Origin of the sequence: Gilliamella sp. A7 (assembly GCF_002142015.1) — a bacterium.
Classification (GTDB): Bacteria; Pseudomonadota; Gammaproteobacteria; order Enterobacterales; family Orbaceae; genus Gilliamella; species Gilliamella apis_A.
The window spans coordinates 1-15,930 of sequence record NZ_NASN01000007.1 but is presented as its reverse complement, the minus strand read 5'-3'; the positions used below and the strand labels follow the sequence as shown (position 1 = coordinate 15,930).

Below are 15,930 nucleotides of genomic sequence, written 5' to 3'. Positions count from 1 at the left end.
TTAAAATAATGGGAATTTTATGAGTGATATTTTATTACAGCTTACCGATATATCTAAATCTTTTCCCGGTGTTAAAGCGCTTTCAGGCGCTAATTTGACTGTTAAAGCTGGTCAAGTTATGGCCTTAATCGGAGAAAATGGCGCGGGTAAATCTACGTTAATGAAAGTACTCACCGGAATATACAAAAAAGATGCTGGCGAAATTATTTATCAAGGTAGTAAAGTTAACTTCAATGGTCCCAAGGCTTCACAATTAGCAGGAATAGGTATAATTCATCAAGAATTGAATTTAATACCGCAATTATCCATTGCCGAAAATATCTTTTTGGGTCGAGAATTTACCAATAAATTCGGTTGTATTGATTGGCAAAAGACCTATGCTGAAGCCGATAAATTATTAGCCCAATTGCATTTGAACTATAACAGTCGAAGATTGATTAGTGATTTGTCGATTGGTGAACAGCAAATGGTTGAAATTGCTAAAGTGCTAAGTTTTGATTCTAAAGTTATCATTATGGATGAACCAACTGATGCTCTCACCGATACAGAAACCGCTTCATTATTTGAAGTCATTAATAAACTCAGAAAACAAAATTGTGGTATTGTCTATATCTCTCATCGTCTAAAAGAGATCTTTCAAATTTGCGATGCAGTAACCGTTTTACGTGATGGTCAATTTGTGTGTGAAAAGAAGATCACACAATTGGATGAAGATAGTTTAATTGAGATGATGGTGGGTCGTAAGCTTGAAGAACAATATCCACGCATCGAAATGGAAAAAGGAAATATCACGTTACAGGTTAGCCACCTAATGGGTGATGGTGTGAATGATGTTAGTTTTTCTCTTCATGCTGGTGAAATATTAGGTATCTCTGGCCTTATGGGGGCAGGGCGAACAGAGTTGATGAAGATGATTTATGGCGCAAATCCAGCTAAATCAGGAACAATAACTTTAAAAGGCAAAGCCATTAAAACATGTTCGCCAAAAGATGGTTTAATGAATGGCATTGTTTATATCTCTGAAGACCGCAAAAGAGATGGTTTAATTTTAGGCATGTCGGTTAAAGATAATATGTCACTCAACGCCCTTGGTTATTTTGTTAATCAATTTAAACATTTAAAACTAAAAAATGAACGACAAGCTGTTGATGACTATGTGGGGCTATTCAATATAAAAACCCCATCAATTAATCAAACTATAGGTTTATTATCAGGTGGTAATCAACAAAAAGTTGCTATTGCTAAAGGATTAATGACTCGGCCAAGCATATTAATTCTGGATGAACCAACCAGAGGTGTTGATGTTGGCGCTAAAAAGGAAATTTATCAACTTATCAATCAATTCAAACAACAAGGATTAAGTGTTATCTTAGTTTCATCTGACATGCCCGAAATTCTTGGCATGAGTGACCGCATTTTGGTTATTCATGAGGGAAAAGTAACAGGAGATTTTACCATTAATGAAGCAACACAAGAAAAACTTATGGCCGCTGCCGTAGGGAAAACACAGGAGAAATCTGATGCTGCAAAATAAAACTCTCAAAAATGTATTAGTTGAGCAGAAGTCATTAATAACGTTACTAGTATTAATCTTAATCGTTTCATGTTTAAGTGATAACTTTTTCACATTAAATAACATTTTTAATATTTTGCAGCAAACGTCAATCAACGCTATTATTGCGGTTGGAATGACCTTAGTTATTTTAACATCCGGTATTGATCTTGCAGTTGGCTCGATATTTGCACTAGCGGGGGCAGTGATGGTATCGATGATTGGTGCTGATATTTCCCCATTTATTGCTATATGTGCTGCTTTAATTATAAGTGCAATATTGGGGGCCTTTTCAGGCGTCATTATCGCGAAAGGAAAGCTTCAAGCTTTTATTGCAACATTAGTGATGATGTTAATTTTACGCGGTGCAACACAGGTATATACTAAAGGAAGTCCAATTTCTATCGGTACTAATGATAATTCCGAAATATTTGAATGGATCGCATTTGGTCGAGTATTTGGTATTCCAGTACCAATTATTATTATGTTGGTTGTGTTTGTCGCGGCATGGTATTTGTTGAAATATACGCGTTTAGGTCGCTATATTTATGCCCTTGGAGGTAATGAATCAGCAACACAACTATCAGGTATCAATGTTGATAAGGTAAAAATTATTGTTTATGCGATGAGTGGTTTACTGTGTGCTGTTGCCAGTACAATTGAAATTTCAAGATTGTCCTCAGCTCAACCCACAGCCGGAACTGGTTACGAAATGGATGCAATTGCTGCTGTTGTTCTTGGTGGCACAAGTATGTCAGGGGGGCGCGGTAAAATTTTGGGGACCCTAATAGGTGCGTTAATTTTAGGTTTTTTGAATAATGGCTTAAATATGTTGGGGGTCGATGCGTATTATCAAATGATAGTCAAAGGTGGAGTCATATTACTTGCGGTTTTAGTTGATAAAAAAACTAATAAATAATTTTTTTTAATAAAAGTAGCTAGGAGAAAGTTATGAGATTAAATAAGTACATTGCTATATTAATAAGTTTTTTATTTGTCTTTCAAGCTTCGGCAAAAGAGAATATTACATTAGTAATATCCACGCTAAACAATCCATTTTTTGTTACTTTAAAAGAGGGCGCAGTAAAAAAAGCCAATGAACTAGGTTACGATTTGGTAGTGTTAGATTCCCAAAATAATCCTGCCAAAGAGTTGGCAAACGTTGAAGATACAATTGTTAAAGGAACTAAGATTATTTTAATTAATCCGACAGATTCGGAAGCAGTTGGTAACGCTGTTTTAGCGGCTAACAAAGCAAATATTCCCGTTATAACGCTTGATCGTGGTTCAGTGAAAGGTGAGGTAGTTAGTCATATAGCATCAGATAATGTTGCTGGCGGTAAAATGGCTGGTGATTTTATTGTTAATAAGTTAGGTAAACAGGCAAAAGTCATTCAACTACAAGGAATTGTAGGTACTTCGGCTTCACGTGAAAGAGGTGAAGGATTTAATCAGTCACAACAAGAAAATAATTTTACCATTTTAACTGCGCAGCCTGCGGATTTTGACCGAGCGAAAGGTATGAATGTTACGCAAAATTTATTGACGGCATATCCCTCTGTTCAAGCTATTTTTGCGGAAAATGATGAAATGGCATTAGGTGCAATGCGAGCGATTCAAACTGCTGGTCGAACAGACATTTTGGTCGTTGGATTCGATGGTACCGATGATGGCATCAAATCTGTAGAACGCGGTAAATTAGCTGCAACTGTGGCACAACAACCAAATAAAATTGGCGCAATTGGGGTTGAAATCGCTGATAAAGTTATAAAAGGTGAAAAAGTCAGTCCGAGTATTCCTGTGGAGTTAAAATTAATTAGTAAATAGGTTAGTTTAGGGCGTGCTAAACGTCCTATTTTATTAGGAATTAAATAAATGAAACGCAAAAAATTGATTGTATTAGGTAGTGTTAATGTTGATCATATTTTAAATGTTCCTAAATTTCCTAAACCGGGTGAAACATTATCAGGATCGAACTATAAAATTTCTTTCGGTGGTAAGGGGGCAAACCAAGCTGTTGCAGCAGGTCGATTGGGTGCTAATGTTCAATTTATTGCCGCTGTCGGAAATGATGAACTAGGGAACAAAATTAAACAGTAGCTTAATAACGATAATATTAATACTTGTTCAGTAGCTTGCATTGAAGGGCAAAATACTGGTGTAGCTTTGATTTTAGTTAATGCACAAGGTGAAAATCAAATTGCTATCCATGCTGGTGCTAATGCACAAGTTACTACAGAATATTTACTTAAATATAAAGAAGATATTATCAATGCTGATGCTATTTTAATGCAATTGGAAACACCGTTGGCAACAATTGAACAAGCAGCAAAATTGGCTAAACAACATCAGACTCAAGTCATTTTAAATCCGGCTCCAGCGCAAAAATTATCAGATGACTTACTTAAACACATTGATATTATTACCCCTAATGAAACTGAAGCTGAATACTTAACCGGTATTAAAGTTTTAACGGAAAAAGATGCCGAGCAAGCTGCGTTTTTTTTACATAAAAAAGGTATCGACACAGTTATTATTACTTTAGGCTGTAAAGGTGCCTGGGTAAGCTCTGCACAGCGAGGAGCAATCATTGCTGGATTTAAAGTCAAAGCAATTGATACTATCGGTGCTGGTGATACTTTCAATGGTATGTTAGTTACCGCGTTGTTAGAAGGTAAAACCTTAGAACAAGCGATTAAATATGCTCATGCAGCTGGTGCATTATCAGTCACGAAACCGGGAGCTCAAACAGCAGTACCATTTCGAAATGAAGTAGAAGAGTTTCTTGAACAACAAAGTAAATAGGTAGTTTCGATTTGGCAACTATGAAAGATATCGCAAATTTTGCGAAAGTATCGACATCAACAGTCTCTCATGTCATTAATAATGACCGTTATGTTAGTCCAACTATTCGTAAAAAAGTTGAATTGGCAATCAAACAACTAAATTATACGCCTTCAGCTATTGCACGAAGTTTAAAAAGTAATAAAACATTTACTATCGGTATGGTAGTAACAACAAGTAATAACTCTTTCTTCTCAGAAGTAGTGCAAGGCGTTGAAAGGTGTTGTTATAGGCTGGGTTATAATTTGATATTATGTCATACCGAAGGTGACCATCAAAGAATGTTAACTAATATTGAATATTTATTACAAAAACGTGTTGATGGTTTACTAACAATGTGTACTGAAACTCATCCAATCCCACAACAGATATTTACTAAATATCCTAAACTTGCCATAGTTATGGTGGACCGGATACCATTTAGAGCTGACTATGATATTATAAAGGATAATTCTTTATATGGAGCTACTTTAGCTACCAATTATCTCATCGAGCAAAATTATAAGAAGATCGCTTGTATTACTGGGCCATTGAATAATACCCAATCTCAATTGCGTTTAAAAGGCTTTAGAAATGCTCTGCAAGCCGCTGATATTACCATACTTGATGGTTATGAAGCACAAGGAGATTTTCACTTTTCATCTGGCGTGGTTGCTATGCAGCAATTATTAGATTTACCGATTCCACCGGAAGCAGTATTTTGCTTTAATGATGTCATGGCAATAGGCGCTTACCAAACTTTATATCGAAATGGTCTTGAAGTAGGCAAGGATATCGCTATTATTGGTTATGATGATATTGAAATTGCGCAATACATGACTCCATCTTTGACAACTATTCATCAACCGAAAGAAGAATTAGGCCAGTTAGCCGTTGAAACTTTACTAAATCGTATTCAAAATCCTCAAGAGTTGCGACAAATATTGACTTTGACACCTACATTAATTAAACGCTTTTCAGCGTAAATAATATCTAATTGATATATTGAGAACAAAAAAAGCGTCCTCTCAAGAAAACGCTTTTAAATAATTCAATAATATGGTTTTAAATTTAAACTAACTCATTCCATATTGTTTTAATTTTTTGCGTAGAGTACCACGGTTGATACCAAGCATATTTGCTGCTCGAGTTTGATTGCCACGAGTATATTGCATAACCATATCAAGGAATGGGTGTTCAACTTCAGCTAACACTAATTCATATAGATCAGTAGGATCTTCACCATTTAATTGTGATAAATAGTTTTTTAAAGCTTGTTTTACCGAATCTCGCAAAGGTTTTTGTGTTATTTGGTCTTGTGAGTTTACAGTTGTAAATTTAAGTGCTGCAGCTGTAACGCGTTGTTCTGACATAGTATATTTAACTCTTTTATTTGTTTCTAATTTGACTAAAAAATGCTTTTAGTGTTTTTACTTGCTCACTTGAATTGCTAAGTACACTAAATAAGCGCCTGAATTGATCGCTATCAGCATAGTTCTTGGTATACCAATTTACATGCTTTCTGGCAATCCGTAATCCTTTGTATTCTCCATAGAATTGATAAAGTTCTTCAAGGTGTGTTAACACTATTTGCTCAACTTCATCAATTGACTTATTTTTCTTTAACTGTCCGTGTGCTAAATAGAATGCAATTTCTTCAAATATCCAAGGTCGCCCTTGTGCCGCTCGGCCGATCATTATACCATCAGCTTGCGTATATTTAAAAACATCTTTTGCTTGTTCTGGGGTACAAATATCACCATTTGCAATTACTGGAATAGTTACCTTTTCTTTAACTGCTTTAATGGATTCGTATTCTGCCTTTCCATTGAATAAGCATGCACGACTTCGCCCATGAATAGTAATGGCCTTTATGCCACAATCCTGCGCAATTTGTGCGATTTCAATGCAATTTCTATTATTTTTATCCCATCCAGTCCGAGTTTTTAATGTTACTGGTACATCAACAGCACCAACAACTTTCTGCAAAATATTTTTTATTAGTTCTGGATACTGCATTAAAGCAGAACCAGCTAATTTTTTATTCACCTTTTTAGCCGGACATCCCATATTGATGTCAATTAACTGAGCTCCATGCTTGACGTTAAATTCAGCCGTTCTCGCCATTTCGTCGGGGTCTGAGCCAACTATTTGAACTGCACGTATACCGACATCATCACTTGAAATCATTCTTAATGCTGATTTATCAGTGTGCCAAACATCCGAATTTGCTAAAAACATTTCAGAAACGGTCATTCCTGCACCAAAGCGGTGACATAAGTTCCGAAACGGTTTATCACTAATTCCTGCCATAGGAGCAGCAATCAAATTGTTTTTTAAGTTGACCTTGCCGCCGATACTAAGCGAATTAAGGCCGGCTATATTACGCATTTTTTCTCGAAGTTAAAAGGGGTAATGTTAATTTTTTATAATTTTTTACCGGTTATACGGCACCATTCATCCTGTTCAATAACTGGATCAAGGACAAATTCAGTTTGATATGCGTCACATACGCTTTGCGATTGATTAGCTAAAATTCCAGATAGTCCAAGTTCTCCTGATGGCTTTACTAATTTACTAATCTGGGGTTTAAGTTCTTTCAACGGGCCCGCCAAAATGTTAGCAACTACCACATCAGCTTGTAAATTATTAGGAATATCTTTTGCTAAATAAAGCTCAATCTTTTCACTTACTTTGTTACGTTCAGCATTGTCACGACTTGCTTGGATCGCTTGAGGATCAATATCAATGCCTATAACTCTTGCTGCACCTAATTTTAAAGCTGCAATGGCTAAAATACCAGAACCACATCCATAATCGATCACAATTTTGTTATTAAGATCGAGACTGTCTAGCCAAGTTAAGCATAAAGCTGTTGTAGGATGAGTGCCTGTACCGAAGGCTAAACCTGGATCTAACATTACATTAACAGCATTGGGATCTGGTATTTCACGCCAGCTAGGGCAGATCCACAATCGTTTACCAAATTGCATTGGATGGAAATTATCCATCCATTCTCGTTCCCAATCTTTATCTTCCAATTGTTCGATTTTATAAGAATATTGCTCAAGATTTAAAATTGATTCTAATTCGTCAATATCTGTTTCAGCATCATATAATCCGACAACATCGGTATTCCCCCAAAGTTTTGTTTCACCAGGTAAAGGTTCAAAAACAGGGTTATCAAAAGTATCTTGAAAAGTGACTGACACTGCCCCTGATTCTTCTAATTGTTCGCAAATACTTTCAGCTAAATCACTAGTTGTGTTAATTCTGAGTTGAATCCAAGGCATAATTTTTTCCCGTTTGGCCAAAATGATTGGCAACAATAAATATAACTAATCCAATAAGTAATGATGGCACTATTGGACGTAAAGCATAAATTTTAATGTTATAAACAGCAAGTAATGTGTAGCTTATAGCACCAGCAAACATCGAGCAAAAAGCCCCTGTTGAATTAGCTTTTTTCCAATATAGTCCTAGTACTAGAGGCCATAAAAATACTGCTTCAAGTCCACCAAAAGCTAATAAATTAAGCCATATGATCATTTCTGGTGGGTTCCATGCAGCAACAATTAATAAACCACCAAAAATAAAGGTTATGATAATTGATATGCGAGTAAGCATTTTATCACTAAATTTAGTATTTGGTCTCATCGTTAAGAACAGATCTTTAATAATTACTGATGAAACTTGTAATAATTGTGCATTAATGGTGGACATAGTTGCTGATAATGGTGCTGCCAAAAAAATTCCTGCGGCTAAAGGTGGTAAAACCTTTATAATTAATGTTGGCACAATTTGGTCTGGAATAGTTAAATCACTTATTATTGCTCTTCCAAAGACGCCAGACAGATGCATAGTTAACATGATGACTATCATAACAGCAGTACCAATAATAATGCCTTGATGAACAGCCTTACTATCTTTATAAGCCATACAACGAACAGCGGTATGAGGTAAACCAACAACCCCAAAACAGACTAAAACCCAAAATGATGCCATAAATGGGACGTCCATAAAATTGTTAGGGCCTTGAGGTGTTAATAAAGCAGGATCGATCTGATTTAAACGATCAACTATATTGGTAATGCCACCGCCAGCATAAATAGTGGCAACTAATAACAAAATGGCGCCAATAATCATTACCAACCCTTGAAATGCATCATTTAATATGCTGGCTCTAAATCCGCCAAAAGCTGTGTAAATTACTGTACCAATACCAAAAATAAGTAATCCTATATCATAGGGAATACCTACAGATGATTGTAATAATCGGGCTCCACCGACAAATTGTACGGTCATAGCACCAATAAAAGCCGCAATAAGAGCAATACTGGCAAAGCATACAATTAGTTTGCTTTTATAATGAGAATAGAGCATATCACTTAGCGTTATTGCATTATATTTACGTGCTAAAATGGCGAATTTTTTACCGAGAATACCAAGTGATAATAATACGGTTGGAACTTGAATCATCGACAACAGAACCCAACCGAGACCATATTTATAAGCAGCACCTGGACCACCAATAAAAGAACTGGCACTAATATACGTTGCAGCTAAAGTCATTGCCAGTAAAAAACCGCCCATAGTCCGATTACCAATAAAATAATCAGTAAATTGGTTTGCTTTTTTTCGTTTTGCATATGCATAAATTGATAATGCAAATACAAATATAAGATAAATAACAAGAGGGAGAATAATATCTAATTGCACGGTTTAATGGCCTATTCTAGTGGAATATTTTTAAATTGCTTTTTTACTATAACAAAACACAACAAGATAAAACCCAATGGTACAAATATACAGGATAGTTCAAACCATAATGGTAACCCCAAAAATCCGGTTTGATTTTTGACAGTATATGCACTAATTACCCATGCAGCGAAGTAAATGATAGTCAGTAGCAATGAAAGTTTTGCTTCTTTATTAGCTTGCTTGTAACGAGTATCCATATTAAATAAATGGTTAAGTTATTTAAGGTGGCTTAGAGTAAAAGAAAGTAGTTAACTTAGCAAGCATATTGCAATTTATGCAACATAATATTCTAAATATATCAATTTCCGCAATTATACTTTTACGGTATAGTGCATACAACTTAATTATCAGAAATTCAACTCATGGAGAGAATAATGTCAAATTATTTTAATACACTAAATTTACGCGAAAAATTAGAACAATTAGGTCAATGTCGTTTTATGGCGCGTGATGAATTTGCATCAGAAGCTAATTTTTTAAAAGGTAAAAAAATTGTCATCGTAGGTTGTGGTGCACAAGGTCTTAACCAAGGGCTAAATATGCGTGATTCTGGTTTAGATATTGCTTATGCATTACGTAAAGAAGCTATTGATGAAAAAAGAGCATCATGGAAAAAAGCTACTGAAAATGGTTTTAAAGTAGGAACTTATGAAGAATTAATTCCAACAGCTGATTTGGTTATCAACCTTACTCCAGACAAACAACATTCTGCTGTGGTACAAGCTGTACAACCATTAATGAAAAAAGATGCGGCATTAGGTTATTCACATGGTTTTAATATTGTTGAAGTTGGTGAAAAAATCCGATCAGATATTACTGTAGTTATGGTTGCACCAAAATGTCCAGGAACAGAAGTTCGTGAAGAGTATAAACGTGGATTTGGTGTGCCGACCTTGATCGCGGTGCATCCAGAAAACGATCCGAAAGGCGAAGGTTTAGCAATTGCTAAAGCATGGGCGGCTGCGACAGGTGGTCATCGTGCCGGTGTGCTACAATCTTCTTTTGTTGCTGAAGTTAAATCAGATCTAATGGGTGAACAAACCATTTTATGTGGTATGTTACAAACAGGATCATTACTTTGCTTTGATAAATTGGTCGCTGATGGTGTTGATCCAGCATATGCGTGTAAATTATTGCAATTTGGTTGGGAAACGATCACCGAAGCATTAAAACAAGGTGGTATTACCTTAATGATGGATCGTTTATCAAATCCTGCTAAATTACGAGCTAATGCATTAGCGAAAGAATTAAAAGTGATCATGACCGATCTTTATCGTAAACATATGGATGATATCATTTCAGGCGAGTTTTCATCTACTATGATGAAAGATTGGGCTAACGATGATGTTAACTTATTGAAATGGCGTAAAGAAACTGGCGAAACTGCATTTGAAAAAGCGGCAGAATATCAAGGTAAAATTGATGAACAAGCTTATTTCGATCAAGGTGTTGTAATGGTTGCTATGGTGAAAGCTGGTGTTGAATTAGCATTTGAAACTATGCTTGAGTCTGGTATTTTACCTGAATCAGCTTATTATGAATCACTACACGAATTACCACTTATCGCAAATACTATTGCCCGTAAACGTCTATATGAAATGAATGTTGTTATTTCAGACACCGCGGAATATGGTAACTATTTATTTGCCAATGCTGCCGTACCATTATTAAAAGAGAAATTTATGCCAATGTTACAAGCTGGTGATTTAGGAAAAGCAATTCCTGAAGGTAGTGTTGATAATGCGCAATTACGTGATGTTAATGAAGCTATTCGTCATCATCCAATTGAAGTTATTGGACGTAAACTTCGTAGCTATATGACTGATATGAAACGTATTAATGTTGCTAGTTAATTATTAATAACTGGTTATAAAAAGGTGCTGAATAGCACTTTTTTTCTGTCAAAAATTTGTTAGATAAAATTGTAAGTATTAGCTATTTTCATAGATGCTAGATTTGATCTAAAAGGATTTCAAATAGCTAAATTTAGATCTAACTTAGATCATTTTGATCTTTAATAAATTATAATAAAACTATTAAAAATTAGATAATTAAAATTTTCTTATTTTATTTGTTATTTATTTTTTATGTAATTTATGGTATATTTTGTTCAATTTTAATTCGATTTGTAAGGATGACATTTCAATGAAAATAGCTTTTCGACCAACAGATAGCTGGCGTTGGTATTTTGATAATGAATATGATAGTCTAATGCTAGAAATTTCATCAGAAATGTTATTTCGTTGTAACTATGCAAGTAAAATATTAATACCAGATGTATTTAATGAATTCTCTTTTTCGGTTGATGATGCAGCTACATATTATCAATTTTATGATAGCTGCCAATCATTGATGTTAACTGACTCACAAAAAATAGAATTATCGATTAATGCAGTTGTTGCAGCAAAGTTTTTGAAACCACAAATGCCTAAAAGCTGGTATTTTTCTCAACAACCAATGTTATACCAGCCTAAAGTAGCAGATGTCGTTACTGTACATATGCAAGAATCAGGCCAAAAAGTATGTTTATTAGTAGTTGAAGCCGGTGAGAACGCTTCGCTTTGTATTATTGCTCAGCCAACATTTATAGCGATGAATAAAACTTTTTACTTTTCAGAAGCAATCAAAGTAATGAATAACAGATTAGCTTTAGTAAACTCACTAGTAAAAACAGGAAATTCAATGGATTCCGATAATGAGCTATCGGCATTAAAAGCTATTTCATAATTAACATTGTTTTATTCAAAATGAGTAGCAAGTTTCTACTCATTTATTAATCTATTCTTTTTTAACTTAACAATTCCATTTAATAAAATAATTTTACTTTCAATTTAATATCATTGAGAAAAGTTTAAATTGCTGCGTTTACTACGATTCAAAATTAGTCTCAGTTCAGCTGAGCTATGACCTTGTTTGGCTGCTTTTTCAAGTAAATCTACCCCTATTTCATACAATGTTGGATATTCAATAAACATCGAACCTACTTTGTACTGGGCCTCCATATCACCATTATCTAATGCACGTTGTAATTGAGGATCTTGTCTTAATATATTTAAAGCAATACAACTTCCCCATGTATATTCATCTTGTTCATCGAAACAGTATCTTTGATGCCAGTAAATTGCTTTGTCATAATTTTGAGTTACATAATCGCCTTTCATATACATTTCGGATAATGTTTGTTTAGATGAAAAACTACCCGCATTTGCAGCCGCTTCTAACCAATAAATTTTTTGATCAAGATTTGAATCATCGTCATACTTGAAAGCAATCTTTTCCATGATTTTAGGACTTTTAATATAATTCACATAGTTGATATAATTTTTCAATATTTCTGCATCTTTCTCGGAGGTAAAAAGCTCTGTTTTAGGATATAAATCAGCTATATGAAGGAATAATTGAGGATTGTTATCAGCAACATGTGAATAGAAATAAATTGCAGCTAAATACTTGTGGTGTGATTCACACCATTTGGCAATGGCAATGGCTATTTCAGGATCAAGTGTATCTTTATCAAATTTTTCTAATAAAGTGTAAAATTCTCGGTTTTCTGAAAGCTTGAACTGTAACTGATACATTTCACATGCTCGTGAAGACGCTAGTGAGCAAGCTTGATTAAAATACATCAAAGCTTTACTTAGCTTTACTTCGTTTACATAATATTTGCTCAAATAAAGTAGGGATTTTATATTGCCTCGTGAAGCTTTCTCATGAATATTTTCTAAGGTCTCTTTATCAATTATTTTGTTTTCATATTTATAATCTTTGTCACTAAAACTGTATTTATTATCTAATAAATCCTCAATTAGCTTTTCAATTTTAGCATAAGCAATAAAATAGGATAAAGATGGATCATCAATATCTTTTGCATTAGCAAATTGTTGCAATGCGCTTGTTGGATCTATCTGTGGAGCGGTAAGATACTCTTGCCCAATTAAAAATGATGCATATTGATTAACATTTATCTCATTATCTGTTTTTAAAAATTCAATTAAACTAATAACATAGCCGTATGGTATTTTATCTGAGTCTTTTAAATCTATTAATAATCTAACTGCGTTTAAATCACCATTCAGGATTGCTATTCGAATTAGTGATAATCCTTTATCCACTAATTTAGGTTTAATAAAATAATTTATGTCTGCATAATCTACTTTTTTACATCTATATGATAAGGAGTCATTATATTCTTTTTCCTCATCATATTCGTTATAGTAGATATCTTCGGTCAAAATAAAATTCTCCTTCCAACTAGACACCAACTCATTAATTTTGTAAAGTTTTTTACAATTTTTTAAGTTAAAATTATGTGCCAATTCGATATAATTCATACCTAATTGTGAAAGGGAACTGAGGTTTGTTGTATTTCCTTCATTTAGTTCTTTAAGAATTTTAGCTTCTTTTCCTTCCTTTATATCATCAAACACCATTTTATAATGATCCAAAGAAAATACAGCTGTAGAAAGTGAACAGAGAAATATAAATAAAAATAATTTTCTAAACATCCATGACAACCTTTTGTTTATCTTATGATTTTAATAAATTCCGCGTCCTGCAAGAAAAGTTATTCGTATTTTACTAATTCTATCGTGATATCCTCTTTTGGTATACAACTACATGCAAAAATATGTTTATTTTGTTTTATCGCTGATTGAGTTAATGGTTTTACATTCCCTGATTTTAATAATACTGAGCAGCGACCACATACTCCTGATCGACAAGAATTAGGTAGTGAGATATGATGTTGTTCGAGCTGTTCTAAAATTGTTTGCTGATTATTACCAACAATTTTTTTATCTTCGAATGTTATTGTACAAGGTTGAGAATCTTTTGTTACTTGTTTAGGGAAGTTTTTTATGTAATTTTTAGCAGGTTGCCGCTCAAGTATCTCAATTTTATCACCAATAAATACACTGCCATGATTGCGAGCAATCATATTCATGCCAAAATCGATTTTACCTTCAAAATCAGCTCTAAAGTAACCTAAAGTTCTTAAAGGTTCATTATTCGGTAATGTTTTGGCTGAATTGACATTGAAGGTGGTTAATACACAACGAGTACAAGGTTTAACGATATCAAAAATTACTTCGCCTATTTTAATCGTTTTCCAGCCATCTTCAGCAAACGGGAGAGCGCCATCAATAATAATATTGCCACGAAATTGTTGAATATCCAATGTTTCAGGACATTGTTGTTGTAGATAATTGAATGAAGCTTGATTTAATAATAAATAGGGATAACCATCGGCAAAACTTACCGGTACGTCTGGGTAGCGTTTAGTTCTTCTGGTTAGTTGTTTGCCTATCCAGCGCATTTGTACATCTTTTTCGAGAATATGACTAAAAAATTGATTAACTTTTATTGGTGCAATATGTGAGGTGAAGTGATTTCCCCAGACCTCTGTGGCTTCATTGCTTAATGAAAACTCATCAAAATCAATAATTATTGATTGGTTAGTTGGCAGTAAAACACTTATTTTATTATTTTGTATTGTGGTTTTAAGTTTTAAAAGTTTTGGATATTGTCTAGCCGTAATAAAGGTGCCATCTGGTTCACTTATCATCAAAACACGGTCATATTCAAAACCACCATCAATACTATTGGCTGCTGTTAATGCAATACCTTGCATCGATTTAATGGGATAGATAAATAGTTGGTTAACGGCAATCATGCAGGCAAATATTCAATTAGTTTGCCAGAATTATATAGTTAATTATTGATAATTTATATATATAGTGCAAATAAATTCTCCGTCAAAATGCGTTATAATCGTCTCTCAATAATATTTTGTATAGGGTGATACTCAGCTTTTATAAAAGAAGTATTATGTTCACAAGGGGTATCATCCTCAAGATAAGTAACCTCTTCAAGTTTTAATAGTGCAGTATTTTTAACTATATTTAATGAATCCTCTATATTTTCATCATCAACATTCACAGCCATAATATTTTGAATTCGTTTTTTTACTTTTTTTCCTGTGATCTCTTCAATATAACCAAATTTTGATATCTCTAATTGACTAAACTCAAACTGATCAAATAAATTAGCGGGTATTAATGTAAATTCGATCGATACAGGGATATCATCAAAGAACATTAGTCTTACAATTTTATAAACAAAATCGCTTCTTTTTAATTTAAGTAAACTGGCCAATTCTTCACTTGGAACGGGAATTATACTTGCTGAAAGTACTTTTCTAGATCCCTTATAACCTTGTTTTTTAGCTTGATAATCGAAATGTGAAATAACACTAAATTTACCGGTTAAATTAATATTGCGTTCGAATGAACCAACATGTAATCCTGATTTTCTAACACGGTAAACTAATCCTTCATCTAATAAATGTCTTGTCGCTTCTCTAACGGTAGTTCGAGTTACATCCAAAATCTTTGCAATGTTGACTTCGGTATCAATTTTTTCACCAGCAGATAGGTTTTTTTCTTCTATTAGATTAGTAATGTAATTGATAACTTTTAATTGTTTAGTTGTTACGTTACCACTCATTTTTATTCCTTAATTTTTCTCTTGATCACCATTTTCATTCAAATAAACACAGATGGCAACATTTTGACTCTAAATTAAATATCACAGTAAACTTAGTTAGAATATGTGTATTCATAAAAATTTAAAAATTAAAATGTGATTTACTTAACATTCTGAAAAAAAATATATATACATTATTTTTTAATAAAATATTATTTAATCGTTATTTATATGAGTAGTCATATTAAATATGCATATATATTTTAAATTGTAAGGAATTTTACTATGGATAAGAAAATATCATTAAGAGC

At 33.6% G+C, this 15,930-nt stretch carries 14 protein-coding genes and 1 pseudogene; 7 read left to right on the top strand and 8 right to left on the bottom strand.

The annotated features are described in order from the left end of the window. Window positions 1–19: 19 nt before the first annotated feature. The 5 genes and pseudogenes from rbsA to B6D18_RS03390 all read left to right on the top strand — a co-directional run bounded on the left by rbsA (window position 20) and on the right by B6D18_RS03390 (window position 5,361). Window positions 20–1,534, top strand: coding sequence for a ribose ABC transporter ATP-binding protein RbsA (gene rbsA / locus B6D18_RS03410; protein WP_086363154.1), 1,515 nt, complete (start codon window positions 20–22; stop codon window positions 1,532–1,534). Further along, a complete protein-coding gene (gene rbsC, locus B6D18_RS03405; protein ID WP_086363153.1) occupies window positions 1,521–2,471 on the top strand; it encodes a ribose ABC transporter permease in 951 nt (316 codons plus the stop codon). Before rbsA ends, rbsC begins: the two co-directional genes overlap by 14 nt. A 32-nt stretch (window positions 2,472–2,503) precedes the next feature. Continuing rightward, a complete protein-coding gene (rbsB, locus tag B6D18_RS03400; RefSeq protein ID WP_086363152.1) occupies window positions 2,504–3,379 on the top strand; it encodes a ribose ABC transporter substrate-binding protein RbsB in 876 nt (291 codons plus the stop codon). A 48-nt stretch (window positions 3,380–3,427) separates the two neighbouring features. Continuing rightward, window positions 3,428–4,357: pseudogene (rbsK, locus tag B6D18_RS03395) on the top strand (ribokinase). An 11-nt stretch (window positions 4,358–4,368) separates the two neighbouring features. After that, entirely contained in the window at window positions 4,369–5,361 is a 993-nt protein-coding gene (locus B6D18_RS03390; protein ID WP_086363151.1) for a substrate-binding domain-containing protein, read from the top strand. 90 nt (window positions 5,362–5,451) lie between these two features. Here the strand turns inward: B6D18_RS03390 and fis are convergent, their stop codons facing one another. The 5 genes from fis to B6D18_RS12975 are packed head-to-tail and all read right to left on the bottom strand — an operon-like array spanning window position 5,452 to window position 9,333. Continuing rightward, on the bottom strand, window positions 5,452–5,748 hold the full coding sequence (fis, locus tag B6D18_RS03385) for a DNA-binding transcriptional regulator Fis (RefSeq protein ID WP_034883623.1): 297 nt from the start codon (window positions 5,746–5,748) through the stop codon (window positions 5,452–5,454). A 16-nt stretch (window positions 5,749–5,764) separates the two neighbouring features. Next, window positions 5,765–6,766, bottom strand: coding sequence for a tRNA dihydrouridine synthase DusB (dusB, locus tag B6D18_RS03380; RefSeq protein WP_086363150.1), 1,002 nt, complete (start codon window positions 6,764–6,766; stop codon window positions 5,765–5,767). Window positions 6,767–6,801: 35 nt separating this feature from the next. Then, window positions 6,802–7,668, bottom strand: a complete 867-nt coding sequence (gene prmA, locus B6D18_RS03375) for a 50S ribosomal protein L11 methyltransferase (RefSeq protein ID WP_086363149.1) — start codon at window positions 7,666–7,668, stop codon at window positions 6,802–6,804. Then, entirely contained in the window at window positions 7,643–9,094 is a 1,452-nt protein-coding gene (gene panF, locus B6D18_RS03370) for a sodium/pantothenate symporter (RefSeq protein WP_086363148.1), read from the bottom strand. The genes prmA and panF overlap by 26 nt, the downstream gene beginning before the upstream one ends. Before the next feature lie 11 nt (window positions 9,095–9,105). After that, on the bottom strand, window positions 9,106–9,333 hold the full coding sequence (locus B6D18_RS12975; protein ID WP_086363147.1) for a YhdT family protein: 228 nt from the start codon (window positions 9,331–9,333) through the stop codon (window positions 9,106–9,108). A 177-nt stretch (window positions 9,334–9,510) separates the two neighbouring features. On the opposite strand from B6D18_RS12975, the gene ilvC reads away from it, so the two are divergent. Both ilvC and B6D18_RS03355 read left to right on the top strand, forming a co-directional pair. Beyond that, complete coding sequence (gene ilvC / locus B6D18_RS03360) at window positions 9,511–10,989, top strand: ketol-acid reductoisomerase (protein ID WP_086363146.1); 1,479 nt, start codon at window positions 9,511–9,513, stop codon at window positions 10,987–10,989. 292 nt (window positions 10,990–11,281) lie between these two features. Further along, window positions 11,282–11,863, top strand: coding sequence for a cell division protein ZapC (locus B6D18_RS03355; protein WP_086363145.1), 582 nt, complete (start codon window positions 11,282–11,284; stop codon window positions 11,861–11,863). Between the two features lie 110 nt (window positions 11,864–11,973). Here B6D18_RS03355 and B6D18_RS03350 read toward each other — a convergent pair whose 3' ends face one another. The 3 genes from B6D18_RS03350 to B6D18_RS03340 all read right to left on the bottom strand — a co-directional run bounded on the left by B6D18_RS03350 (window position 11,974) and on the right by B6D18_RS03340 (window position 15,640). Further along, entirely contained in the window at window positions 11,974–13,641 is a 1,668-nt protein-coding gene (locus tag B6D18_RS03350; protein WP_144063946.1) for a tetratricopeptide repeat protein, read from the bottom strand. A gap of 59 nt (window positions 13,642–13,700) precedes the next feature. Next, the gene (locus B6D18_RS03345) at window positions 13,701–14,807 is read right to left on the bottom strand and encodes a YcbX family protein (protein WP_086363143.1); all 1,107 of its coding nucleotides are present in this window, start codon (window positions 14,805–14,807) and stop codon (window positions 13,701–13,703) included. A 92-nt stretch (window positions 14,808–14,899) separates the two neighbouring features. Next, window positions 14,900–15,640: a GntR family transcriptional regulator gene (locus tag B6D18_RS03340; RefSeq protein ID WP_086363142.1), complete on the bottom strand. Its 741-nt coding sequence runs from the start codon at window positions 15,638–15,640 to the stop codon at window positions 14,900–14,902. Between the last annotated feature and the right edge of the window lie 290 nt (window positions 15,641–15,930).